The following is a 23,401-nucleotide window of genomic DNA, read 5'->3' as shown; positions in this document are numbered from 1 at the left end:
CGTCGTTCCGAGATGCCGCCGGTATCGGTAGGCTGTGCCGCTGGTACCCAATGCGTTGCTGCGGTGCCGTAATCTCGTTTGACAGGCCATCATCCCTTTTGACCATCACCTCACGCGACGATACGCGGGGGTCGCAGGAGGCACCGTGCTCACCGCGTTCGCCCGGGCGTTCAGGACGCCCGACCTGCGCAAGAAGCTGCTGTTCACGCTCGCCATCATCGTGGTCTACCGGGTCGGTACCCACATCCCGATCCCGGGAGTCGACTACAAGAACGTCCAGACCTGTATCGATGCGGCGTCGCAAGGCGGCAGCCAGGGTCTGTTCGGTCTGGTCAACATGTTCAGCGGTGGCGCGCTGCTGCAGATCACGATCTTCGCGCTCGGCATCATGCCGTACATCACCGCGAGCATCATCCTCCAGCTGCTGACCGTGGTGATCCCGCGCCTCGAGGCCCTCAAGAAGGAGGGTCAGGCCGGCACCTCGAAGATCACGCAGTACACCCGATACCTGACGGTGGCGCTGGCCATCCTGCAGGGCACCGGCCTGGTGGCCACCGCCCGCAGCGGTGCGCTGTTCAGCACCTGCCCCGTCGCCAACCAGATCGTGCCCGACCAGTCCGTCTTCGTGACCATCACCATGGTCATCACGATGACCGCCGGTACGGCCGTCGTGATGTGGCTCGGTGAGCTCATCACCGACCGCGGCATCGGCAACGGCATGTCGATCCTGATGTTCATCTCGATCGCCGCCAGCTTCCCGGCCGCCCTGTGGGCGATCAAGCAGCAGGGCTCGCTGGCCGACGGCTGGATCGAGTTCGGCACCGTGATCCTGGTCGGTCTGGTCATGGTCGGTCTCGTGGTCTTCGTCGAGCAGGCCCAGCGCCGCATTCCGGTCCAGTACGCGAAGCGCATGATCGGTCGCAGGTCCTACGGCGGTACGTCCACGTACATCCCGTTGAAGGTGAATCAGGCAGGTGTGATTCCTGTCATCTTCGCGTCGTCGCTGCTCTACATTCCGGCCCTGGTCGCCCAGTTCTCGAACGGCACCTCTGGCTGGAAGACGTGGATCGAGCAGAATCTGACCAAGGGCGACCACCCGATTTACATCACTATGTACTTCCTTCTGATCGTTTTCTTCGCGTTCTTCTACGTGGCGATCTCGTTCAACCCCGAGGAAGTCGCGGACAACATGAAGAAGTATGGTGGCTTCATCCCGGGCATCCGGGCTGGCAGGCCGACCGCTGAGTACCTCAGCTACGTACTCAACCGGATCACCTGGCCGGGTTCGCTGTATCTGGGCCTGATCGCTCTCGTACCGACGATGGCGTTGGTTGGCTTCGGGGCAAGCCAGAACTTCCCGTTCGGCGGTACCAGCATCCTGATCATCGTGGGTGTCGGTCTCGAGACGGTGAAGCAGATCGAGAGCCAGCTTCAGCAGCGCAATTACGAAGGGTTCCTCCGCTGATGCGAATCGTCCTCGTCGGGCCGCCCGGTGCCGGCAAGGGAACGCAGGCCGCGTTCCTCGCCCAGAACCTGTCGATCCCGCACATCTCCACGGGCGACCTGTTCCGCGCCAACATCAGCCGGCAGACGGAACTCGGCAAGCTCGCGAAGTCCTACATGGACGCGGGCAACCTGGTGCCGGACGAGGTCACGATCGCCATGGCGAAGGACCGCATGGAGCAGCCGGACGCCGAGAACGGCTTCCTGCTGGACGGCTTCCCGCGCAACGTGCTCCAGGCCGAGGCGCTGGACACGATGCTCCAGGCCGAGGGCATGAAGCTGGACGCGGTCCTGGACCTGGAGGTCCCCGAGGACGAGGTGGTCAAGCGCATCGCCGGCCGCCGGGTGTGCCGCAAGGACTCGAGCCACGTGTTCCACGTGGAGTACAAGAAGCCCGTCAAGGAAGGCGTCTGCGACGTCTGCGACGGCGAGCTGTACCAGCGCGACGACGACTCCGAGGAGACCGTCCGCAAGCGACTCGAGGTCTACCACACGCAGACCGAGCCGATCATCGACTACTACCGGGCGCAGAGCCTGGTCGTCACGATCACCGCGCTCGGCAAGGTCGAGGACGTCACCGCGCGCGCGATGGATGCGCTCAAGCGCAAGTAGTAGTGAACGCTGCTCCGGCCGCGGTGCCCTCGACGGGCGTCGCGGCCGTAGTGTTGTGTACGTAACCGGATGTCGCAGAAGACGGAGAGCGCAGGCCGCCATGGTGCAGATCAAGACCCCCGAGCAGATCGCCAAGATGCGTGAGGCGGGCCTGGTCGTCGCCGCCATCCATGCCGCCACGCGTGCGGCGGCGGTGCCGGGCGCCACCACGAAGGACCTCGACGACGTCGCGCGCAAGGTGCTCGACGAGCACGGCGCCAAGTCGAACTTCCTCGGGTACGGCGGCTTCCCCGCGACGATCTGCACCTCGGTGAACGAGGTCGTCGTGCACGGCATCCCGGACGAGAAAACCGTCCTCAAGGACGGCGACATCATCTCCATCGACGCCGGCGCCATCGTCGACGGCTGGCACGGGGACGCCGCGTACACCGCGTTCGTGGGCACCGGGCACGCTCCGGAGCTGGTCGAGCTCTCCCGGGTGACCGAGGAGTCGATGTGGGCGGGCATCGCGGCCATGAAGCAGGGCAACCGCCTGGTCGACGTCTCCCGCGCCATCGAGACGTACATCCGCCGCCAGCCCAAGCCGGGCGGCGGCAAGTACGGGATCGTCGAGGACTACGGCGGCCACGGCATCGGCACGGAGATGCACATGGACCCGCACCTGCTGAACTACGTCGAGCGCCGCCGCGGCAAGGGCCCCAAGCTGGTGCCCGGCTTCTGCCTCGCGATCGAGCCCATGGTCTCCCTCGGCACCCCGAGGACCGAGGTGCTCGAGGACGACTGGACGGTCATCACGACGGACGGCACGTGGTCCTCGCACTGGGAGCACTCCGTCGCGCTGACGGAGGAGGGGCCGCTGGTGCTGACGGCTCCCGACGGCGGCCGGGCGAAGCTCGCCGAGTACGGCGTCACGGCCGCTCCCGATCCCCTTGCTTAAGGATCAGCCCCGTGGGGCAGACTTCTTCGATTCGTCTTTCCGGGTGCGCTGACGTAGACTGACGCGTCGGCTCTGGTGCACCCGCATGCCTGCATGCGCTCGTACCGAGTCGATCAAGGTAGTCGATTCGAAGGGCGAAGCGTGGCCAAGAAGCAAGGTGCCATCGAGATCGAGGGCACTGTCGTCGAGTCTCTTCCGAACGCCATGTTCAAGGTTGAGCTCCAGAACGGCCACCAGGTCCTGGCACACATCAGCGGCAAGATGCGTATGCACTACATCCGCATCCTCCCTGACGACCGGGTCGTGGTGGAGCTGTCTCCGTACGACCTGACACGTGGCCGGATCGTCTACCGGTACAAGTAGATCTTGCCTGTGCCCCGTGTCCGCGGGGCGGTGGCACTGACCCGGAGAACCTCACCAATGAAGGTCAAGCCGAGCGTCAAGAAGATCTGCGACAAGTGCAGGGTGATCCGCCGTCACGGCCGGGTCATGGTCATCTGCGAAAACCCGCGCCACAAGCAGCGCCAGGGCTGACGCACGACCGCACCTTCTGCATCCGCAGGTACTTCGCGCGACGCAAGCAGTACATGTTCATACGCAGGGCCCAGGGCTGAGTTCTCTCAGGCCTGACACCCCCGGTCGGAGGCCGGGGACCCGGGCCGTACCGACTCTTCCCGAGGGAGGACGACGGCGGGCGGGATGCGGTTCTGCGGAAGACCTCCGAACGACAACTGGAGCCATTGAATGGCACGCGTTTCCGGTGTTGACATCCCGCGCGACAAGCGCGTGGAGGTCGCCCTCACCTACGTGTTCGGCATCGGCCGGACCCTCTCGCAGAAGACGCTGGCCGAGACCGGCGTCAACCCGAACACCCGCGTTCGCGACCTCTCCGAGGAGGAGCTGGTCAAGATCCGCGAGTTCGTGGACAGCAACATCAAGACCGAGGGTGACCTCCGTCGTGAGGTTCAGGCCGACATCCGCCGCAAGGTCGAGATCGGCTGCTACCAGGGCCTGCGTCACCGTCGTGGCCTGCCCGTCCACGGTCAGCGCACCAGCACGAACGCCCGTACCCGCAAGGGCCCGCGTCGCGCCATCGCCGGCAAGAAGAAGCCGGGCAAGAAGTAGTCCTCAGCGGACGCTGCGGAGCGTCCGGGTGCGTCCCGGACGCCCGCATTCCAGCGGTCTTCGCTGTAGGACCGACCACCTCCCGTAGGAGAACAAGACATGCCCCCCAAGGGACGTCAGGGCGCCGCCAAGAAGGTGCGCCGCAAGGAAAAGAAGAACGTCGCTCACGGCCACGCGCACATCAAGAGCACGTTCAACAACACGATCGTGTCCATCACGGACCCGACCGGCAACGTGATCTCCTGGGCCTCCGCCGGCCACGTCGGCTTCAAGGGCTCGCGCAAGTCCACCCCCTTCGCCGCGCAGATGGCCGCCGAGTCGGCCGCCCGCCGCGCGCAGGAGCACGGCATGCGCAAGGTCGACGTCTTCGTCAAGGGTCCCGGCTCCGGCCGTGAGACCGCGATCCGCTCCCTCCAGGCCACCGGCCTCGAGGTCGGCTCGATCCAGGACGTCACCCCCACCCCGCACAACGGCTGCCGTCCGCCCAAGCGCCGCCGCGTCTGAGGCTCGGTCGTCTTGAGGATGCGGGCGGTACGGCTCTTCGGCCGTGCCGCCCGTACCCTTGCAGTACCCGCACCGTCGAAACGTGCGGTCCGTCGGGCGTCAAATAGCGGGCGTCCACGAAAGAAGGATCTGATCCACACATGCTGATCGCTCAGCGCCCCTCGTTGACCGAAGAGGTCGTCGACGAATTCCGCTCCCGGTTCGTGATCGAGCCGCTGGAGCCGGGCTTCGGCTACACCCTCGGCAACTCCCTGCGCCGTACGCTCCTCTCCTCGATCCCGGGTGCGGCGGTCACGTCCATCCGCATCGACGGCGTCCTGCACGAGTTCACCACCGTGCCGGGTGTCAAGGAGGACGTCACCGACCTGATCCTCAACATCAAGCAGCTGGTCGTCTCCTCGGAGCACGACGAGCCGGTCGTGATGTACCTGCGCAAGCAGGGTCCGGGTCTGGTCACCGCCGCCGACATCGCGCCCCCGGCCGGTGTCGAGGTCCACAACCCCGACCTCGTCCTCGCCACGCTCAACGGCAAGGGCAAGCTGGAGATGGAGCTGACCGTCGAGCGCGGTCGCGGCTACGTCTCGGCCGTCCAGAACAAGCAGGTCGGTCAGGAGATCGGGCGCATCCCGGTCGACTCGATCTACTCGCCGGTTCTCAAGGTCACCTACAAGGTCGAGGCGACCCGTGTCGAGCAGCGCACCGACTTCGACAAGCTGATCGTCGACGTCGAGACCAAGCAGGCGATGCGTCCCCGTGACGCCATGGCCTCCGCCGGTAAGACCCTGGTCGAGCTGTTCGGTCTCGCCCGCGAGCTGAACATCGACGCCGAGGGCATCGACATGGGCCCGTCCCCCACGGACGCCGCGCTCGCCGCCGATCTCGCCCTGCCGATCGAGGAGCTCGAGCTCACCGTTCGGTCGTACAACTGCCTCAAGCGTGAGGGCATCCACTCCGTGGGTGAGCTCGTCGCCCGCTCCGAGGCCGACCTCCTGGACATCCGCAACTTCGGCGCGAAGTCCATCGACGAGGTCAAGGCGAAGCTGGCCGGCATGGGCCTGGCCCTGAAGGACAGCCCGCCCGGATTCGACCCGACCGCCGCCGCCGACGCCTTCGGCGCCGACGACGACGCGGACGCGGGCTTCGTCGAGACCGAGCAGTACTGACAGTTCGGGACCGTCCGCCGGTTCTTGGGTGCGGGTGCGCTGTGGCTGATCGCGCAGTTCCCCGTGCCCCCTCCAGGCCCCTCCGGGGGCCTGGATCTCCGACAGGCGATCGCCTGCTCGGACACTGACCTCGGTACCTGATACGGCCGGGGCAGACACCTAGGAGAAACACCATGCCGAAGCCCACCAAGGGTGCCCGTCTGGGCGGCAGCGCCGCGCACGAGAAGCTGCTCCTCGCGAACCTCGCGAAGTCGCTCTTCGAGCACGGCCGCATCACCACCACCGAGGCCAAGGCCCGTCGCCTGCGTCCCTACGCGGAGCGTCTGGTCACCAAGGCGAAGAAGGGCGACCTTCACAACCGCCGTCAGGTGCTCTCGGTGATCACGGACAAGAGCATCGTGCACACGCTCTTCACCGAGATCGGCCCGCGCTACGAGAACCGCCCGGGTGGCTACACCCGTATCACCAAGATCGGTAACCGCCGTGGCGACAACGCGCCCATGGCCGTCATCGAGCTGGTGGAGGCCCTGACCGTGGCCCAGGAGGCCACCGGTGAGGCCGAGGCGGCGACCAAGCGTGCCGTCAAGGAGGACTCCGCCAAGAAGGACGAGGCTCCGGCCAAGTCCGACGAGGCCGTCGAGGACGCCAAGCCGGCCGACGAGGCCGCCGCCGAGGAGTCCAAGGACGCCTGAGGCTCTGCCTGGCTGTGAGCGGGTCCGTCCCTTCGGGGGCGGGCCCGCTTCCCCGTGTCCGGACGGAATCGGTCCTGAGAGGATCAGCGTGTGAGTGACGAAGTACAGCCCGGGTTCGTGCGGGTGCGGATGGACGTGTCGTACGACGGCAGCGAATTCTCCGGGTGGGCCAAGCAGGCCGGCGGGCGGCGGACCGTGCAGGGTGAGATCGAGGACGCGCTGCGCACGGTCACGCGCTCGGGCCAGACCACGTACGAGCTGACCGTGGCCGGGCGGACGGACGCCGGGGTGCACGCCCGCGGACAGGTGGCCCACGTCGACCTGCCCGCGGAGCTGTGGGCGGAGCACCGCGAGAAGCTGCTCAAGCGGCTCGCGGGGCGGCTCCCCAAGGACGTGCGGGTGTGGTCCCTGGCCGAGGCGCCGAGCGGCTTCAACGCCCGTTTCTCGGCGGTCTGGCGGCGCTATGCCTACCGCGTCACCGACAACCCCGGCGGCGTCGACCCGCTGCTGCGGGGACACGTGCTGTGGCACGACTGGCCGCTGGACGTCGACGCGATGAACGAGGCCGCCTCCCGGCTCGTAGGGGAGCACGACTTCGCCGCCTACTGCAAGAAGCGGGAGGGGGCGACCACCATCCGCACGCTGCAGGAGCTGAGCCTGGTGCGCGGGGACGACGGGGTCATCACGGCGACCGTCCGCGCCGACGCCTTCTGCCACAACATGGTGCGTTCGCTGATCGGGGCGCTGCTGTTCGTGGGGGACGGGCACCGCGGGCCCGAGTGGCCGGGGAAGGTGCTGGCCGCCGGGGTGCGCGACTCCGCCGTGCATGTCGTGCGGCCGCACGGGCTGACGCTGGAGGAGGTCGGCTACCCGGCCGACGAACTGCTCGCCGCGCGCAGCAAGGAGGCGCGCAACCGGCGCACACTGCCGGGAGCCCGGCCGGGCTGCTGCTGAACTCCCGGCGCGGCGCTACTGGTTGGCCGCCGCCGACGCCTGTGCCTCACCGCGGCGGCGGATCTGCCGGAAGGTGAACTCGGCGAGGTCGTCGCCGGTGGTGAACACCTTGGCGTCCTTCGTCGTCACGTCCTTGCCGTCGGTGAACCCGGCGAGCGTGAAGTAGGCGTACCGGCCGTAGGAGTTGGTGGTCGAGCGGCAGATCGCCGTCTGGCAGAAGGCGGGGACGCCCTGGCCGGGCAGGGAGGCGACGATGCTCTTCCTGTCGGCGTCCGTCTTGGCCCGGGTGGCCTGCGCCTCGGTGTCGAAGACGGCGACACCGACGGTCACCGCGACGCCGTCCCTGGCGTAGGTGACGCGCATGACCCGGGTGCAGCCGTTCTTCGTGAGCACCGCGGGGAGCGTGTTCTTGGCGGCGGACGCGCAGGCGGTCGTGGAGGCGGTCGGGCCCTTGCGGTAGACGCGTTCACCCATCGTCAGCTGCGAGCCGGGGAAGAGGATGTCCGGGCTGAGCGGCGCCGTGTCCTTCTTCGCGCTGGACACGAAGTCCTTCGGATCGAGCGGGGGAGGGGCCGAGGTCGGCTCGAAGGAGGGGGTGGGCTCGGCCGTGCCGCTCGGGATGTCCGCGGTGGCGGGCAGCCCGCTGGGCGTGCCGGAGGCCCCGTTGTCACCGTCCGAGGAGACGACGGCCACCGCGACCGCCGCGCCCACCGCGACGGTCGCCAGGGCGGCACCGCCGACCAGCAGCAGCCTGCGCCGTCGGTTGCGGGACTCGGACGCCTCGGCGAGCGCCGCCCAGTCCGGCGTCGAGTTGTCCCACTGCGGCTGCTGAGAACCCGGTTTCCAGGGATCCCACGGGGGCTCCCCCTGCCCATAACTCATGGGCCGCATCTTAGACGTGCCGCACGGGGTGCCGTTCCGCCCCGGAGGGCGGTCGAGCCCCTAGCGTGACCTGAGTGCACACGGGCAAAAGTGACATCTCCGGGTGGTTGGTGCGTCGGGCGTCCTGGCACGCGTGGTCGGTGCTCGCGGTGGTGCTCTGCGCCGGGGTCGTGGGCGTCGCCCGCCGCAGGGCCGACGGCGGGATGGACAACGCCATCGTCGTCCGGGCCGCCAGGACCTGGCTGGACGGCGGCTCCCCGTACGGCGATCCGCACTTCCTCTATCTGCCGAGCGCGGTGCTCGCGGCGGTGCCTCAGGCGCTCCTCCCGTCGTACGTGCTCAGGGTGCTCGTGCCGCTGGCCGTGACGGTGCTGCTGGTGGCGGGCTGGGCGTGCGCCCTGCGGATCCACGACGTGCCGTGGCGCAGCCGCTTCGCCGTGCTCGGGCTGACCGGCCTCGCGATGGGCTTCGCGCCCTTCGGGCACCTGGTGCGGCTCGGCAACTGGACCGTGACCGCCGCGGCGGCCCTGCCCCTGGCCCTGCTGTGTGCGGTGCGCGGGCGCTGGGTCGCGGCGGGTGCCGTGATCGGCACCGCGGTCGCGCTGAAGCCGTTGCTCGCGCCGGTGGCGCTGCTGTTCGTCTTCGCCGGGCGGTGGCGTGCGCTGGCCGCGGCGGTGCTGGTGCCGGCGGCGGCCTCGGGCGGTGCGGCGCTGCTGATGCCGGACCCCGCGGGGTTCTTCACCCGGACGCTGCCGTTCCTGCTGCGCGGGCGGGACGGCTTCGTCCGGCTCTACGAGGCGTCGCCCGCGGCGGTGCTGCCGCGGCTGGGGGTGCCGGCCGGGGCCGCCGCGCTGCTCGGGCTGGCGGCGGCGGCGTGCGGTACGTGGTGCGCGTACCGGCGGTGGCGGCTCGGCGGTCCCGGTGCGCAGCGGATCGTGGAGACGGCGGTGCTGCTGATGCTGTCGGCGTTCCTGGTCTCGCGCCCGTCGTACGACCACTATCTGCTGGTCGTGGTGCCGCTGCTGCTCGCCGGGGCGCCGGCCGCGGGGTCGGTGGCCCGCTCGCCGTGGTTCTGGCTGGCGCTGGTGCCGCAGGTGCCCGGTTTCGCCTGGCCGTACCTGGAGCCGGGGACCAGGCGGGCCTTCAAGGACTGTCTTACGCTGTGCGTACTGGCCGCCTCGGCGGCCGTGCGGCCCGGACTCCTCCCGCGGACCGCTGCCCGGCGCCCGGTGTCCCGGCCCGTTCCGGCCCGCCCCGCACAGCGGGAGGACTGCCCCCAGCGGTAGCGTCATAGTGGCCGGCACGGTCGCGGCGACAGCCGCCGGACGGGTGGCGCACGCGCGTTTTGACCCGTCCGGGGCAGGACGGTACTCTTGCAGTTCGTTATGTGTATTGGCTTGCTCATTCTCACGTGAGGGGCCCTTACACCGGTCCACCGGGCCGATGACCAGCGACCAGCACGCGGTTTGCGTCACCGCTGTGCGGTCAGGGCTGTCGTGATCGTCCGTGGTGGCCATGTCAGGACCCACTCACTGAAGAAGCGAAGGCTACGACCGTGCGTACGTACAGCCCCAAGCCCGGCGACATCACTCGCCAGTGGTACGTCATCGACGCCCAGGATGTCGTCCTGGGACGTCTGGCGACCACTGCCGCGAACATCCTGCGGGGCAAGCACAAGCCGATCTACGCGCCCCACGTCGACGCTGGTGACTTCGTCATCATCATCAACGCCGACAAGGTGCACCTCTCCGGCAACAAGAAGACCCAGAAGCTGGCGTACCGCCACTCGGGCTACCCGGGTGGTCTGCGCTCCGTCCGCTACGACGAGCTGCTGGCGAAGAACCCGGAGAAGGCCGTCGAGAAGGCCATCAAGGGCATGATCCCCAAGAACACCCTGGGCCGCCAGGTGCTCTCGAAGCTGAAGGTCTACTCGGGCGACCAGCACCCGCACGCTGCCCAGCAGCCGGTGCCGTTCGAGATCACCCAGGTCGCGCAGTAGTTCCGGCCACCACCTAAGACTGAAGAGAATCTGAGGAGAATCGTGGCCGAGACCACTGTTGAGCAGCCGGTCGAAGAGACTGAGCTCGTCGACGTCGAGAACTACACCACCGAGTCCGAGGTCCCCGTCGAGGGCGAGTACACCTCCGAGTCGATGGCGTCCCGCTTCGGTGACCCGCAGCCGGCCGCCGGCCTGGGCCGTCGCAAGAACGCCATCGCGCGTGTGCGCATCGTGCCGGGCAGCGGCAAGTGGAAGGTCAACGGGCGCACGCTCGAGGACTACTTCCCGAACAAGGTGCACCAGCAGGAAGTCAACGAGCCCTTCAAGGTGCTCGAGCTCGACGGCCGCTACGACGTCGTCGCCCGCATCTCGGGTGGCGGAGTCTCCGGTCAGGCCGGTGCCCTGCGCCTCGGCGTGGCCCGCGCGCTGAACGAGGCGGACGTGGACAACAACCGCCCGGCGCTGAAGAAGGCCGGTTACCTCAAGCGTGACGACCGTGCGGTCGAGCGCAAGAAGGCCGGTCTCAAGAAGGCCCGCAAGGCCCCGCAGTACAGCAAGCGCTAATCGCTGCCTGCTTCGTACGTTCGTTCGCCCCGGCGGCACGCTGTGTGCCGCCGGGGCGTTCGTTTATCACAGCTGTGGGCGTATAACGGCATAAGGCGTTCAAAGCTTTGGCTGCTCGGATGCTTATAGAAGCCTCATACGGGGCTTCCTTCACTTTCTGAGTCCTCGTCAGGGTCGAGGCCTCGGACGGTTTCTTCGGGATTTCCGATAGTTCGGAGGACAGCAAGTGGGACGACTCTTCGGCACGGACGGCGTGCGCGGTGTCGCCAACGCGGATCTGACGGCCGAGATGGCACTCGGTCTCTCCGTCGCGGCGGCTCACGTACTGGCCGAGGCGGGTACGTTCGAGGGCCACCGGCCGGTGGCGATCGTCGGGCGGGACCCGCGTGCGTCCGGGGAGTTCCTGGAGGCCGCCGTGGTCGCCGGACTGGCCAGCGCGGGCGTGGACGTCCTGCGGGTCGGTGTGCTGCCCACGCCCGCGGTGGCGTATCTCACCGGCGCGCTCGGCGCGGACCTCGGCGTGATGCTCTCGGCCAGCCACAACGCGATGCCCGACAACGGCATCAAGTTCTTCGCGCGCGGCGGTCACAAACTCGCCGACGAGCTCGAGAACCGGATCGAGGCCATCTACGAGGAGCACCGCACCGGCGCTCCCTGGGACCGCCCGACCGGTGCCGGGGTCGGCCGGGTGACGGCGTACGAGGAGGGCTTCGACAAGTACGTCGCCCACCTCCTCAGCGTTCTTCCGAACCGTCTCGACGGGCTGAAGGTCGTCCTCGACGAGGCGCACGGCGCGGCGTCCCGGGTGTCGCCCGAGGCCTTCACGCGGGCCGGCGCGGAGATCGTCACGATCGGTGCCGAGCCGGACGGGCTCAACATCAACGACGGCTGCGGCTCCACCCACCTGGATCTGCTGAAGGCCGCCGTCGTCGAGCACGGCGCCCACCTCGGCATCGCGCACGACGGCGACGCCGACCGCTGCCTCGCCGTGGACCACACGGGCGCCGAGGTGGACGGGGACCAGATCCTCGCCGTGCTCGCGCTGGCGATGCGGGAGCGCTCGGCCCTGCGGTCCGACACCGTTGTCGCGACGGTCATGTCCAACCTGGGCTTCAAGCTGGCCATGGAGCGCGAGGGCGTCTCCGTGGTGCAGACGGCGGTCGGTGACCGTTACGTCCTGGAGGAGATGAAGGAGCACGACTACGCGCTGGGCGGCGAGCAGTCCGGGCACGTCATCATCAGCGACCACGCGACCACCGGCGACGGCACGCTGACCGGCCTGCTGCTGGCGGCCCGGGTGGCCTCGACCGGCCGTACGCTCCAGGACCTCGCGTCCGTCATGGAACGGCTGCCGCAGGTGCTCATCAACGTGCCGGACGTCGACAAGTCGCGGGTGAGGACCTCCGCCGAGCTGGCCGCCGCCGTCACCGAGGCCGAGCGTGAACTCGGGGCCACCGGACGGGTGCTGCTCCGCTCGTCGGGCACCGAGCCGCTGGTGCGGGTGATGGTGGAGGCCGCCGACATCGATCACGCGCGGTCGGTGGCCGGCCGGCTCGCGGACGCGGTGAAGTCCTCGCTCGGCTAGGACACGTACGGCCGGGACGCGTGCGGCCGGGAAACGTACGGCCGGGACGCGTGCGGCCGGGACACGTACGGCAGGGAAACGCGTACGGCCGGGAAACGCGGAGGGCCCGGACCCATGAGGTCCGGGCCCTCTCGCGCTCAGGCCCGCCGCGACGGAGTACGCGTGCGCTGTACCGCCCAGAAGGCCTTCTGGGCGAACAGCGTGAGCGTGCCCGCGACCACGATGCCGCCGAGGTTGGCCAGCAGCTGCCAGGTGGAGCCCCACGTCTGGGAGTAGTCCGCGTAGCTGAAGGCCACCGCCGCGTTCGCGGCCGCCGGGACCGTGGTCACCGAGATCGCGACGCCGATCAGGGCGCCCGACTTGGCCGAGGTGAGCGACAGGGTGCCCGCGATGCCGGCCAGGAAGGCCACCACGAAGGACATCATGTCCGGCTTCCAGATGAAGGCGGTGTTGGGCCGGTCCGCCTCCACCATCGACCTCTCGAAGAGCCCGAAGACGTCCATCAGCCAGCTGAAGCCCGCCGTCAGCACCATCGCCGCGGCGAATCCGGCGAGCAGCGCCCACAGCGAGCGCCAGACCAGCTTCGGGGCGCGCTGCACCAGAGCCGTGGAGATACCGGCCAGCGGCCCGAACTCCGGCCCGACGGCCATCGCGCCGACGATCAGGATCGCGTTGTCGAGCATCACACCGCAGGCCGCGAGCATCGTGGCGACCGTCAGGAACGCGATGTAGGTGACGTTGAGGGTCGACTCCTCGTGCGTGACGTCCCTCAGCTGCTCCCACAGCACCGCGTCCGCACCCTCGCCCGGCGCGTCCTCCTCCGCCCGGTCCGCACGCTCCGACAGGGACAGGTCGATGTTGTCGACGGCGATGGACCCGCACTTGTCGAGATCCAACTCCCGCAGCGCGCCGATCAGTTCGTCCCCGGCCTCGCGCGCGACATCGCACGTCACCACGTCGCCGGACGGATCGCGTGCGGCGCCGGGCAGGACCACGAGATGGGTGGCGCCGACCGTCCGGCCGATCAGGTGCACCACCGCGTCGGTCTTGTCGGACGGGGAGATGAGGCGCAGATGCAGCATGAGGTCTTTCTACAGGGCTCGTTACAGCTTGCGCAGACTCAGGCGCTGCACCTTGTGGTCCGGCCCCTTGCGCACGACGAGGGTCGCACGGCCGCGCGTGGGGGCCACGTTCTCCAGCAGGTTCGGCTTGTTGATGGTCCGCCAGGTCGTACGGGCGTAGTCGAGGGCCTCCTCCTCCGAGACCTGGGTGTACTTGCGGAAGTACGAGGAGGGGTTCTGGAAGGCGGTCGCGCGCAGCTTGCGGAAGCGGGCGAGGTACCAGCGCTCGATGTCCTCGGCCCGGGCGTCGACGTACACGCTGAAGTCGAAGTAGTCGGCGAGACCGACGCGGGTGCGGCCGTCCTTGCCGGGGAGCGCCGGCTGCAGCACGTTCAGACCCTCGACGATGAGGATGTCGGGACGGCGGACGGTCAGCCGCTGGTCCGGCACGATGTCGTAGATCAGGTGCGAGTAGACGGGCGCCGTCACCTCGGCCTTGCCGGCCTTGATGTCCGCGACGAAACGGGTGAGGGCGCGCCGGTCGTACGACTCCGGGAAACCCTTCCGCGACATCAGCCCGCGCGCCTCGAGGTCCTTCGTGGGGAGCAGGAAACCGTCCGTGGTCACCAGCTCGACCCGCGGATGCTCCGGCCAGCGCGACAGCAGGGCCTGGAGGAGCCGCGCCACCGTGGACTTGCCGACCGCGACGGAACCGGCGACCCCTATCACGAAGGGGGTGCCGGACTGGGAGCCCTGCTCGCCGAGGAACGTGTTGAGGGCGCCCCGCAGCCCGTCGGTGGCGCCGACGTACAGATTGAGCAGCCGGGACAACGGGAGGTAGATGTCGCGCACTTCGTCGAGGTCGATGACGTCGCCCAGGCCGCGCAGCTTCTCGACCTCCTCGGCGTTCAGCGGGAGCGGCGTCTTTTCGCGCAGCGCGCTCCACTCGGTACGGGTGAGGTCGACGTAGGGAGTCGCCTCCGGCCTGGGCCGGTGGGCGCTCCGCGGCAACGAGGAGACCGGAGAGATCACAGTCCATTGTTACGGGAGTTTGAACGGGACGAGAGGTGGGATCCGTCACGCACGACCGGGTGACAACCGTGTCCCGGGCCTGGACCGGGGCGGCCGGCGCCGATAGGTTCCCGCCATCCGGGAGGCAGCGCCGCACCCCGGAAGCGCGGGGGGTTGGGAGTGGCGAACGCCATGCGCATCCGTGATGTCCTGCGCCGCAGGTCCGCGCCCGCCCCGGTGGCCGCGCCCCCGGACCTGGCCGGCCGCGTGTGCAGCGAGCTGGCCCTCGACCTGCCCGACGAGGACCTGGGCGAGGACCTCGACGACTGTCTCGCGCTGTACGAGCTGGGCAGCAAGCCGCGCTGCGAGGAGGCCGAGTACCTCGGGATGGTCCGGGACGCGATCGAACGCATCGAACGCGGGGACTGAGCCGGGCGGGGGCCCGATTTCCGATATCGGGCACGCGGTGCCGGTCCGGGGCGAGTAGGGGCCCTTAGGCTGCCAGCCATGTGCGGAATCGTGGGATACGTGGGGTCGCAGTCGGCACTCGATGTGGTGGTCGCCGGACTGAAGCGGCTGGAGTACCGGGGGTACGACTCGGCGGGCGTCGCGGTGCTCGCGGACGGCGGGCTGGCCGCCGCGAAACGGGCCGGGAAGCTCGTCAACCTGGAGAAGGAGCTGGTCGACCGGCCGCTGCCGAGCGGTTCGACCGGCATCGGGCACACCCGCTGGGCCACGCACGGCGGCCCGACGGACGCGAACGCCCATCCTCATCTGGACAACGCGGGCCGCGTCGCCGTCGTGCACAACGGCATCATCGAGAACTTCGCCGCCCTGCGCGCCGAACTGTCCGAGCGCGGGCACGACCTGACGTCGGAGACGGACACCGAGGTGGTGGCGCACCTCCTCGCCGAGGAGTTCTCCTCGTGCGCCGACCTCGCGGAGGCGATGCGGCTGGTGTGCCGCCGGCTGGACGGCGCGTTCACGCTGGTCGCCGTGCACGCGGACGAGCCGGACGTGGTGGTCGGGGCGCGGCGGAACTCGCCCCTCGTGGTGGGCGTGGGGGAGGGCGAGGCCTTCCTCGCCTCGGACGTCGCCGCCTTCATCGCCCACACGCGGTCGGCGATCGAGCTGGGCCAGGACCAGGTGGTGGAGCTGCGCCGGGACGGGGTGACGGTCACCGGCTTCGACGGCAGGCCCGCCGACGTCCGGTCGTACCACGTCGACTGGGACGCCTCGGCGGCCGAGAAGGGCGGCTACGACTACTTCATGCTCAAGGAGATCGCCGAGCAGCCCAAGGCGGTCGCCGACACCCTGCTGGGGCGCATCGACGCGGCGGGCTCGCTGTCGCTGGACGAGGTGCGGATCCCCGTCTCGGTGCTGCGCGAGATCGACAAGGTCGTCATCGTGGCCTGCGGTACGGCCTTCCACGCGGGGCTCATCGCCAAGTACGCCATCGAGCACTGGACCCGGGTGCCCTGCGAGGTGGAGCTGGCCAGCGAGTTCCGCTACCGCGATCCGATCCTCGACCCGCGCTCGCTCGTGATCGCCATCTCGCAGTCCGGCGAGACCATGGACACGCTGATGGCGTTGCGGCACGCCCGCGAGCAGGGCTCCCGGGTGCTGGCCATCTGCAACACCAACGGGTCGACGATCCCCCGCGAGTCCGACGCGGTGCTCTACACGCACGCGGGCCCCGAGGTCGCCGTCGCGTCCACGAAGGCGTTCCTCACCCAGCTCGTCGCCTGCTACCTGGTCGCGCTGTACCTCGGCCAGGTGCGGGGCACCAAGTGGGGCGACGAGATCCGGGCGGTGATCCGGGACCTGGCGGAGATCTCCCGTTCGGTCGAGCGGGTGCTGGAGACCATGGAGCCGGTGCGGGAGCTGGCGCGTTCCCTCGCCGACAAGAACACGGTGCTGTTCCTCGGCCGGCACGTGGGCTATCCGGTGGCCCTCGAAGGCGCGCTGAAGCTGAAGGAACTGGCGTACATGCACGCCGAGGGCTTCGCGGCGGGCGAGCTGAAGCACGGGCCGATCGCGCTGATCGAGGAGGACCTGCCGGTCGTCGTGGTGGTCCCATCGCCGCGCGGCCGTTCGGTCCTCCACGACAAGATCGTCTCCAACATCCAGGAGATCCGGGCACGGGGTGCGCGCACCATCGTGATCGCGGAGGAGGGGGACGAGGCGGTGGTGCCGTACGCGGACCATCTGATCCGCGTCCCGGCGACGCCGACCCTGCTCCAGCCCCTGGTGACCACCGTCCCGCTCCAGGTGTTCGCGTGCGAGCTGGCCACGGCCCGCGGCAACGAGGTGGACCAGCCGCGCAACCTCGCCAAGTCCGTGACGGTGGAGTGACGCCGGACCGGGGGCCGCGGCCGCCATAGGGTGCGGGCATGAGCATCATCGGGATCGGTATCGACGTGGCGGAGATCGACCGGTTCCGGGTGTCGCTGGAGCGTACGCCCGGACTGGCCGACCGGCTGTTCCTGGACCGGGAACTGCACCTGCCCAGCGGCGAGCGCCGGGGCGTCGCGTCCCTGGCCGCGCGCTTCGCGGCGAAGGAGGCGCTCGCCAAGGCGCTGGGCGCGCCGGCGGGCCTGCACTGGACGGACGCCGAGGTCTACGTGGAGGACAGCGGCCGGCCGCGGCTGCGGGTGACGGGGACGGTGGCGGCGCGGGCCGCCGACCTGGGCGTCCGCTCCTGGCACGTCTCGCTGAGCCATGACGCGGGGGTGGCGTCGGCGGTGGTGGTGGCGGAGGGGTAGCACGACGGGGCGGGCCGTGCGGCGGGGGAGACCGGCCGTGCGGCGGGGCCGGTCGGCCGTGCGGTGGGGCCGGTCGGCCGTGCGGTGGGGGGCCCGGCCTCGGTGCGTGCTCGGCACCGGCGCGGTGCGGGCGGGCGTACGGAGCGGTGCGTGCGGGGCACGGGAGCGGTGCGTGCTCGGCACGGACGCGGTGTGGGCGGCTGTACGGGACACTCGACGTCATGCGTACTGCGTACAGAGTGGAGACCGTGCGGACTGCCGAGCGGGAGCTGATGGCGCGGCTCCCGGAAGGGGCGTTGATGCAGCGCGCGGCGGCCGGACTCGCCGCCGCCTGCGCCGAGTTGCTGGGACGGGTGTACGGCAGCCGGGTGGTGCTGCTGGTCGGGAGCGGGGACAACGGCGGCGACGCCCTCTTCGCCGGGGCGCGTCTGGCCCGGCGCGGGGCGGGCGTCACCGCGGTGCTGACGGCCCCCGGACGCGCTCACGCGGACGGTCTCACGGCGCTGCGGCGCGCGGGCGGCACGACGGTCGCACCCGACGCCGCCGAGCCGCTGATCCGGCGGGCCGACCTCGTGATCGACGGCATCGTCGGGATCGGCGGCAGGGGCGGCCTGCGGGGTGACGCGGTCACGCTGGCCGAGCACACCGCCAGGTCCCGCGCGGCCGTCGTCGCCGTGGACCTGCCGAGCGGGGTCGAGGCCGACACGGGCGAGGTCTCCGGGAGCGCCGTGCGCGCCGATCTGACGGTGACGTTCGGGACCCACAAGCCCGGCCTGCTCATCGATCCGGCGCGCGGGCACGCCGGCTCCGTCCGCATGGTCGACATCGGGCTCGACCTGCCCGTCGAGCCCGAACTGGAGGCGTTGCAGCACGCGGACGTGGCCGCGCTGCTGCCCGCGCCGGGAGCGGAGAGCGACAAGTACCGGCGCGGTGTCGTCGGCGTCGCCGCCGGGTCGGCCCGCTATCCGGGCGCCGCCGTGCTCGCCGTGGCCGGCGCGCTGCGGGGCGGCGCGGGGGCGGTGCGCTATGTCGGGTCGGCCGGGGACGCGGTGATCGCCCGGTTCCCCGAGACGCTCGTGTCGGACCGGGGCCCCCGGCACGCCGGGCGGGTCCAGGCGTGGGTCGTGGGGCCCGGCGCCGGGGACGACGCGTCCGCGGTGGCCGAGGTGGTCGCGGCGGACGTGCCCGTCCTCGTGGACGCGGACGGGCTGCGCCTCGCCGACCCGGATGCCGTACGGGGACGTACGGCGCCCACGCTGCTCACCCCGCACGCCGGGGAGGCCGCCGCGCTGCTCGGTGTCGCGCGCGAGGAGGTCGAGCGGGCCCGGCTGACGTCCGTACGGGAGCTCGCGGCGCTGTACGGGGCGACGGTGCTGCTGAAGGGGTCGACGACGCTCGTCGCCGACGCCGGGGGCGGGGCGGTGCGGGTGAACCCGACGGGGACGCCGTGGCTGGCCACCGCGGGGAGCGGGGACGTGCTGTCGGGGCTGGCGGGGTCGTTGCTCGCGGCCGGGCTGTCCGCGCTCGACGCGGGGAGTGCCGCCGCGTATCTGCACGGGCTGGCGGGGCGGTTCGCGTCCGGTGGGGCGCCGGCGGGGGCGCATGACGTGGCCGCGGCCGTTCCCGACGCGTGGCGGGACGTGCGGGGCTGAGCGGGCCGGGCCGGGCCGGCCCTGTCCCGGGCCCGCCCGGGAACACCCGGACGGTTTCCTGCGTGCGTGCGTGCGCGCGCGCGGGGGCGGCTCAGGGTTTGTTACTCGCCCCCTCCGCCCCTTCCCGTCCCGTTCCCGGGGGCTGCGCCCCCGGACCCCCCTTTCGCGCTTCGCGCTCGTCCTCAAACGCCGGACGGGCTGGATCGTCATCGTCTCCGGACGGGCCGTCCCGGTGCTTCTGAGACACTGAGGGCGCCATGACTGAGACAGCACACCTGCGCGCTCGCGCCGAGATCGATCTGGCCGCACTGCGGGCCAACGTGCGGAGCCTGCGCGCCCACGCGCCCGGCGCGGCCCTGATGGCCGTCGTGAAGTCGGACGCGTACGGCCACGGAGCGGTGCCGTGTGCCCGGGCCGCCCTGGAGGCGGGGGCCACCTGGCTGGGGACCGCGACTCCGGAGGAGGCGCTGGCGCTGCGGGCGGCGGGGCTGACCGGGCGCGTCATGTGCTGGCTCTGGACTCCCGGCGGGCCCTGGCGGCAGGCCGTCGAGGCGGACCTCGACGTGTCGGTGAGCGGGATGTGGGCGCTGCGGGAGGTCGTCGGTGCCGCCCGGGACGCGGGTGTCGCCGCGCGGGTGCAGCTGAAGGCCGACACGGGCCTCGGGCGCAACGGCTGCCAGCCCGCCGACTGGCCCGAGCTGGTCGCTCAGGCGCTGCTGGCCGAGCGGGCGGGCCACGTCCGGATCACCGGCCTCTGGTCCCACTTCGCCTGCGCCGACGAGCCCGGCCACCCCTCGATCGCGGACCAGCTCGGCCGATTCCGCGAGATGGTGGCGTACGCGGAGGAGCAGGGCGTGCGCCCCGAGGTGCGGCACATCGCCAACTCGCCGGCCACGCTGACCCTGCCCGAGAGCCACTTCGACCTCGTACGCACGGGGATCGCGCTGTACGGCATCTCGCCGAGCCCGGAGGTCGGCACGCCGGAGGACTTCGGTCTGCGTCCGGTGATGACGCTGAGCGCGTCCCTCGCGCTGGTGAAGCACGCGCCGGGCGGTCACGGCGTCAGTTACGGGCACCACTACGTCACTCCGGGCGGCACGACCCTGGGTCTGGTGCCCGTCGGCTACGCGGACGGCATCCCGCGCCACGCCTCCGGCACCGGCCCGGTGCTGGTCGGCGGCAAGTGGCGGACGGTCGCGGGCCGGATCGCGATGGACCAGTTCGTCGTCGACCTCGGCGGGGACGAACCGCCGGCCGGTGCCGAGGCGGTGCTGTTCGGACCCGGCGACCGCGGTGAGCCGACCGCCGAGGACTGGGCGCAGGCCGCCGGCACGATCGCGTACGAGATCGTCACGCGGATCGGAACCCGCGTCCCGCGCGTCTACGTGCGGGAGGACGCGGGCGTCTGACGCCGCGGGAGGCGCGGATCGCGCGGTACGGAGAAAAGAACAAGGTGAAGAAGCAACAGCGCGGGTAACCGCCAACGGTGACCTGCACAGGACAACGGAACATGACCCGTCCGACGGCCCGCGCGCCCCGGGTACCGTCGTCGACGGCAGCACCCATCCCTCCGGACCCGGCCCAGGACCCGGCCCCGGACGACAGCCGGCCACCCGGCGAAGAGGAGCGGTACGTGAGCGAGAGCAGTGCGGAGGCCGTCACGGACGCCGCCGTGTCGGTCGCCGCCTCCGCCGCCGGTACCGCCGGGAGCTGGCGCCGGGCCGGGTTCGCCGGTGCCGCGATAGGCGTGGTCGCCGCGGGCGCCGCCGCCGGTGTCGCGATCGAGCGGCTCACGGTCGGCCGCGGCATGCGCAGGAAGGCCCGGCTCGCGCTCGACTCGAGCGCACCCTACGGCGCGCTGCGCGGCACCCCGGGCAAGGCGTACGCGGACGACGGCACCGAGCTGTACTTCGAGGTGGACGAGGTCGACACGGACGCCGCGCTCTCCCCGCGCCGCCGCCGGCTCTTCGGACGCAAGGCCCCCGCCCCCGTCACCGTCGTCTTCAGCCACGGCTACTGCCTCAACCAGGACTCCTGGCACTTCCAGCGGGCCGCGCTGCGCGGAGTGGTGCGCACGGTGCACTGGGACCAGCGCAGCCACGGACGGTCCGGGCGGGGCGTCGCCCAGGTGGAGAACCAGCAGCCGGTCACCATCGACCAGCTCGGCCAGGATCTGAAGGCCGTCATCGACGCCGCCGCGCCCGAGGGACCGATCGTGCTGGTGGGCCACTCCATGGGCGGCATGACCGTGATGGCCCTCGCGGACCGGTACCCCGACCTGATCCGGGAGCGGGTCGTCGCCGTCGCCCTCGTCGGCACCTCGTCCGGGCGGCTCGGCGAGGTCAACTTCGGGCTGCCGGTCGCGGGCGTCAACGCCGTGCGGCGGATCCTGCCCGGCGTGCTGAAGGCACTGGGACAGCAGGCGGAACTGGTGGAGAAGGGGCGGCGGGCCACGGCCGACCTGTTCGCGGGGATCATCCAGCGGTACTCGTTCGCCTCCCGGGAGGTCGATCCGGCGGTCGAGCGGTTCGCCGAGCGGATGATCGAGGGCACCCCGATCGACGTGGTCGCCGAGTTCTACCCGGCGTTCACCGAGCACGACAAGGCCGAGGCCCTCGCGCACTTCACCGGGCTGCCCGTGCTCGTGCTGGCCGGCGTCGGCGACCTGGTGACCCCGAGCGAGCACAGCGAGGCCATCGCGGACCTGCTGCCGGACGCCGAGCTGGTGCTCGTGCCGGACGCCGGGCACCTGGTCATGCTGGAGCACCCGGAGGTCGTCATAGACCGCCTCGCGGACCTGCTCGTGCGCGTGGGTGCCGTACCGGCAGGGGCTACCGTGGGTGGCTATGGAAGCACCAGCAGCACCGCACAACCCGGCTGAGCCCGCCGCGGGGGGCGTCAGCGTCCGGATCACCGTCACCTCCCCCGAACAGATGCAAGAGCTGGGCCGCCGCCTGGCCGAGCTGCTGCGCGCCGGGGACCTCGTCATGCTGAACGGGGAGCTCGGTGCGGGCAAGACCACGCTGACCCGGGGGCTCGGCGCGGGCCTCGGCATCCGGGGCGCGGTCACCTCCCCGACCTTCGTCATCGCGCGCGTCCACCCGTCCCTCGGCGAGGGCCCGCCACTGGTGCACGTGGACGCGTACCGGCTCGGCGGCGGACTGGACGAGATGGAGGACCTCGACCTCGACGTCTCGCTGTCCGACTCGGTCGTCGTCGTGGAGTGGGGCGAGGGCAAGGTCGAGGAGCTGACCGACGACCGGCTGCACGTGGTGATCCAGCGCGCGGTCGGGGACACCGCGGACGAGGTACGGCACGTCACGGTGACCGGGCTCGGCGGACGCTGGGCGCGGGCCGGCCTGGGTGTGCTCACGGCCTGACGGGCGGTGGTGCGGGCGCCGCGGGCAGGGAATCCACGCACGTTCCGACAACGCGTCGGCAACGTGTTGCACATCGCGTCCCGGCCGTGGTCACATGGACACCAGATCGTAGTTAGGTCTACCTAACCACGCTTGCCCCCGCGGCCCCAGGAGGCGTCCATGCCGGCTTCAGAACGAGACGAGGCGCTGCCGCGCGTGGTGGCCGCCGTGTCGATGCGGGACCTGCTGGCCTCGTGCGCGGCCGCCGACGCGGTCTCCACCCCGCCCCGCGCGCCCGCCCCGCCGCGTACGGAGCCCGCGGACGTACGGCACGACGAGGCTGCCTGAACCCGGGCCGGGGCGGCCTGAGCGCGGGCCCGTCCGGTCCCTGAGCCCGGAACCCTGTCCGGTCCCGGCCCGCCGGAAGCGGTCGCCGGGTGCCCTGTTCGCCGCGCGGACGCGGTTACTTGATGACGACGACCTTCTGGCCGATCGTCGCGAACGCCCACATCGCGTCGCCGTCCTCACGGGACTCGCGGATGCCGCCCGTCTTCGCGGCCGACTCCGGCCGCGCGGTGGAACCGCTGACCGCCGCGCTGAACCCGATCGCGACGCCCTGGTTGGTGGCGAAGCGGACGACGTGCTCGATCGGCGTGCCGTCGGAGCCCGTCACGGCGTTCGACCGGGACGTCACCGTGTAGGCGCCGGGGAGCGGGTCGACCGCGCTGGGGGTGACCTTGAACGTGCGCTGCACCTTGCCGCCCGCGCCGACCAGCCAGACGCGGTCGTCGTCGACCGAGTAGACGACCCGCTCGCCGGTGCCGGACCGGACCGGCAGCGCCGCCGGGTTCTTCTTGTCCCGCGGCGCCTTCGACGTGGTGGCCGTGGGCGACTTGGCCGCGTGCGGTTTCCCCAGCGTGTCCGGCACGTTGGCCGACGCCTGGTAGGCGAGGAATCCGACTGCGGCGACGGCCGCCACGGTGAGCCCGGCCACGAATCCCGAGCTGCTCCTAGCCACCTTGTGTGCCCACCT

26 protein-coding genes are annotated in these 23,401 nt (G+C 70.9%); 22 read left to right on the top strand and 4 right to left on the bottom strand.

Annotated elements, in window-relative coordinates; genetic code table 11:
* Window positions 1-145 precede the first annotated feature (145 nt).
* The 10 genes from secY to truA all read left to right on the top strand — a co-directional run bounded on the left by secY (window position 146) and on the right by truA (window position 7,490).
* Window positions 146-1,465, top strand: a complete 1,320-nt coding sequence (secY, locus tag ACFYP4_RS24080; protein ID WP_358852951.1) for a preprotein translocase subunit SecY — start codon at window positions 146-148, stop codon at window positions 1,463-1,465.
* Entirely contained in the window at window positions 1,465-2,115 is a 651-nt protein-coding gene (locus tag ACFYP4_RS24075; protein ID WP_358852950.1) for an adenylate kinase, read from the top strand. The genes secY and ACFYP4_RS24075 overlap by 1 nt, the downstream gene beginning before the upstream one ends.
* 100 nt (window positions 2,116-2,215) lie before the next feature.
* On the top strand, window positions 2,216-3,052 hold the full coding sequence (gene map, locus ACFYP4_RS24070) for a type I methionyl aminopeptidase (protein WP_358852949.1): 837 nt from the start codon (window positions 2,216-2,218) through the stop codon (window positions 3,050-3,052).
* Window positions 3,053-3,193: 141 nt separating this feature from the next.
* The gene (gene infA / locus ACFYP4_RS24065) at window positions 3,194-3,415 is read left to right on the top strand and encodes a translation initiation factor IF-1 (protein WP_003948620.1); all 222 of its coding nucleotides are present in this window, start codon (window positions 3,194-3,196) and stop codon (window positions 3,413-3,415) included.
* Window positions 3,416-3,472: 57 nt separating this feature from the next.
* Window positions 3,473-3,586 carry a 50S ribosomal protein L36 gene (gene rpmJ, locus ACFYP4_RS24060; RefSeq protein WP_003998809.1) on the top strand — a complete coding sequence of 38 codons (114 nt, stop codon included), beginning with the start codon at window positions 3,473-3,475 and terminating at the stop codon, window positions 3,584-3,586.
* Window positions 3,587-3,796: 210 nt separating this feature from the next.
* A complete protein-coding gene (gene rpsM, locus ACFYP4_RS24055) occupies window positions 3,797-4,177 on the top strand; it encodes a 30S ribosomal protein S13 (RefSeq protein WP_355780853.1) in 381 nt (126 codons plus the stop codon).
* Window positions 4,178-4,276: 99 nt separating this feature from the next.
* The gene (gene rpsK, locus ACFYP4_RS24050; protein ID WP_003948617.1) at window positions 4,277-4,681 is read left to right on the top strand and encodes a 30S ribosomal protein S11; all 405 of its coding nucleotides are present in this window, start codon (window positions 4,277-4,279) and stop codon (window positions 4,679-4,681) included.
* Between the two features lie 140 nt (window positions 4,682-4,821).
* Window positions 4,822-5,844, top strand: coding sequence for a DNA-directed RNA polymerase subunit alpha (locus tag ACFYP4_RS24045; protein WP_003966937.1), 1,023 nt, complete (start codon window positions 4,822-4,824; stop codon window positions 5,842-5,844).
* 173 nt (window positions 5,845-6,017) lie between these two features.
* The gene (gene rplQ, locus ACFYP4_RS24040; protein WP_358852948.1) at window positions 6,018-6,536 is read left to right on the top strand and encodes a 50S ribosomal protein L17; all 519 of its coding nucleotides are present in this window, start codon (window positions 6,018-6,020) and stop codon (window positions 6,534-6,536) included.
* Window positions 6,537-6,626: 90 nt separating this feature from the next.
* Window positions 6,627-7,490 carry a tRNA pseudouridine(38-40) synthase TruA gene (truA, locus tag ACFYP4_RS24035; RefSeq protein WP_358852947.1) on the top strand — a complete coding sequence of 288 codons (864 nt, stop codon included), beginning with the start codon at window positions 6,627-6,629 and terminating at the stop codon, window positions 7,488-7,490.
* Between the two features lie 15 nt (window positions 7,491-7,505).
* Here the strand turns inward: truA and ACFYP4_RS24030 are convergent, their stop codons facing one another.
* Entirely contained in the window at window positions 7,506-8,372 is an 867-nt protein-coding gene (locus ACFYP4_RS24030; RefSeq protein WP_388787909.1) for a hypothetical protein, read from the bottom strand.
* A 74-nt stretch (window positions 8,373-8,446) separates the two neighbouring features.
* Here ACFYP4_RS24030 and ACFYP4_RS24025 point away from each other — a divergent pair, with 74 nt between their 5' ends.
* The 4 genes from ACFYP4_RS24025 (at window position 8,447) to glmM (ending at window position 12,520) form a co-directional block, all read left to right on the top strand.
* Window positions 8,447-9,658 carry a glycosyltransferase family 87 protein gene (locus ACFYP4_RS24025; protein WP_358852945.1) on the top strand — a complete coding sequence of 404 codons (1,212 nt, stop codon included), beginning with the start codon at window positions 8,447-8,449 and terminating at the stop codon, window positions 9,656-9,658.
* A gap of 269 nt (window positions 9,659-9,927) precedes the next feature.
* A complete protein-coding gene (gene rplM / locus ACFYP4_RS24020; RefSeq protein WP_010986363.1) occupies window positions 9,928-10,371 on the top strand; it encodes a 50S ribosomal protein L13 in 444 nt (147 codons plus the stop codon).
* A gap of 42 nt (window positions 10,372-10,413) precedes the next feature.
* Window positions 10,414-10,935 carry a 30S ribosomal protein S9 gene (gene rpsI, locus ACFYP4_RS24015; protein ID WP_358852944.1) on the top strand — a complete coding sequence of 174 codons (522 nt, stop codon included), beginning with the start codon at window positions 10,414-10,416 and terminating at the stop codon, window positions 10,933-10,935.
* A gap of 226 nt (window positions 10,936-11,161) precedes the next feature.
* Window positions 11,162-12,520, top strand: a complete 1,359-nt coding sequence (gene glmM, locus ACFYP4_RS24010) for a phosphoglucosamine mutase (RefSeq protein WP_358852943.1) — start codon at window positions 11,162-11,164, stop codon at window positions 12,518-12,520.
* Between the two features lie 137 nt (window positions 12,521-12,657).
* Here the strand turns inward: glmM and ACFYP4_RS24005 are convergent, their stop codons facing one another.
* Both ACFYP4_RS24005 and coaA read right to left on the bottom strand, forming a co-directional pair.
* Entirely contained in the window at window positions 12,658-13,602 is a 945-nt protein-coding gene (locus ACFYP4_RS24005; protein WP_358852942.1) for a DUF389 domain-containing protein, read from the bottom strand.
* A gap of 21 nt (window positions 13,603-13,623) precedes the next feature.
* A complete protein-coding gene (coaA, locus tag ACFYP4_RS24000) occupies window positions 13,624-14,613 on the bottom strand; it encodes a type I pantothenate kinase (protein ID WP_358852941.1) in 990 nt (329 codons plus the stop codon).
* A gap of 171 nt (window positions 14,614-14,784) precedes the next feature.
* Here coaA and ACFYP4_RS23995 point away from each other — a divergent pair, with 171 nt between their 5' ends.
* The 8 genes from ACFYP4_RS23995 to ACFYP4_RS23960 all read left to right on the top strand — a co-directional run bounded on the left by ACFYP4_RS23995 (window position 14,785) and on the right by ACFYP4_RS23960 (window position 22,716).
* Complete coding sequence (locus ACFYP4_RS23995; RefSeq protein ID WP_358852940.1) at window positions 14,785-15,021, top strand: hypothetical protein; 237 nt, start codon at window positions 14,785-14,787, stop codon at window positions 15,019-15,021.
* Between the two features lie 78 nt (window positions 15,022-15,099).
* Complete coding sequence (gene glmS, locus ACFYP4_RS23990) at window positions 15,100-16,947, top strand: glutamine--fructose-6-phosphate transaminase (isomerizing) (protein WP_388787902.1); 1,848 nt, start codon at window positions 15,100-15,102, stop codon at window positions 16,945-16,947.
* Between the two features lie 38 nt (window positions 16,948-16,985).
* Window positions 16,986-17,357 carry a holo-ACP synthase gene (locus ACFYP4_RS23985; RefSeq protein ID WP_358852938.1) on the top strand — a complete coding sequence of 124 codons (372 nt, stop codon included), beginning with the start codon at window positions 16,986-16,988 and terminating at the stop codon, window positions 17,355-17,357.
* Between the two features lie 221 nt (window positions 17,358-17,578).
* Complete coding sequence (locus ACFYP4_RS23980) at window positions 17,579-19,009, top strand: NAD(P)H-hydrate dehydratase (RefSeq protein ID WP_388787898.1); 1,431 nt, start codon at window positions 17,579-17,581, stop codon at window positions 19,007-19,009.
* 257 nt (window positions 19,010-19,266) lie between these two features.
* On the top strand, window positions 19,267-20,418 hold the full coding sequence (alr, locus tag ACFYP4_RS23975; protein ID WP_388787895.1) for an alanine racemase: 1,152 nt from the start codon (window positions 19,267-19,269) through the stop codon (window positions 20,416-20,418).
* A gap of 224 nt (window positions 20,419-20,642) precedes the next feature.
* The gene (locus ACFYP4_RS23970) at window positions 20,643-21,890 is read left to right on the top strand and encodes an alpha/beta hydrolase (protein WP_358855260.1); all 1,248 of its coding nucleotides are present in this window, start codon (window positions 20,643-20,645) and stop codon (window positions 21,888-21,890) included.
* Window positions 21,856-22,389, top strand: coding sequence for a tRNA (adenosine(37)-N6)-threonylcarbamoyltransferase complex ATPase subunit type 1 TsaE (gene tsaE, locus ACFYP4_RS23965; RefSeq protein ID WP_358855259.1), 534 nt, complete (start codon window positions 21,856-21,858; stop codon window positions 22,387-22,389). The genes ACFYP4_RS23970 and tsaE overlap by 35 nt, the downstream gene beginning before the upstream one ends.
* 159 nt (window positions 22,390-22,548) lie before the next feature.
* On the top strand, window positions 22,549-22,716 hold the full coding sequence (locus ACFYP4_RS23960) for a hypothetical protein (protein WP_358855258.1): 168 nt from the start codon (window positions 22,549-22,551) through the stop codon (window positions 22,714-22,716).
* A gap of 115 nt (window positions 22,717-22,831) precedes the next feature.
* On the opposite strand, the gene ACFYP4_RS23955 is transcribed toward ACFYP4_RS23960, so the two are convergent.
* Window positions 22,832-23,386, bottom strand: coding sequence for a hypothetical protein (locus ACFYP4_RS23955; protein WP_358855257.1), 555 nt, complete (start codon window positions 23,384-23,386; stop codon window positions 22,832-22,834).
* Window positions 23,387-23,401: the final 15 nt, after the last annotated feature.

It is taken from the genome of Streptomyces sp. NPDC005551 (assembly GCF_042871785.1).
Lineage (GTDB): Bacteria > Actinomycetota > Actinomycetes > Streptomycetales > Streptomycetaceae > Streptomyces.
The sequence above is the reverse complement of the archived record's forward strand: the minus strand, read 5'-3'. Positions and strand labels throughout refer to the sequence as shown.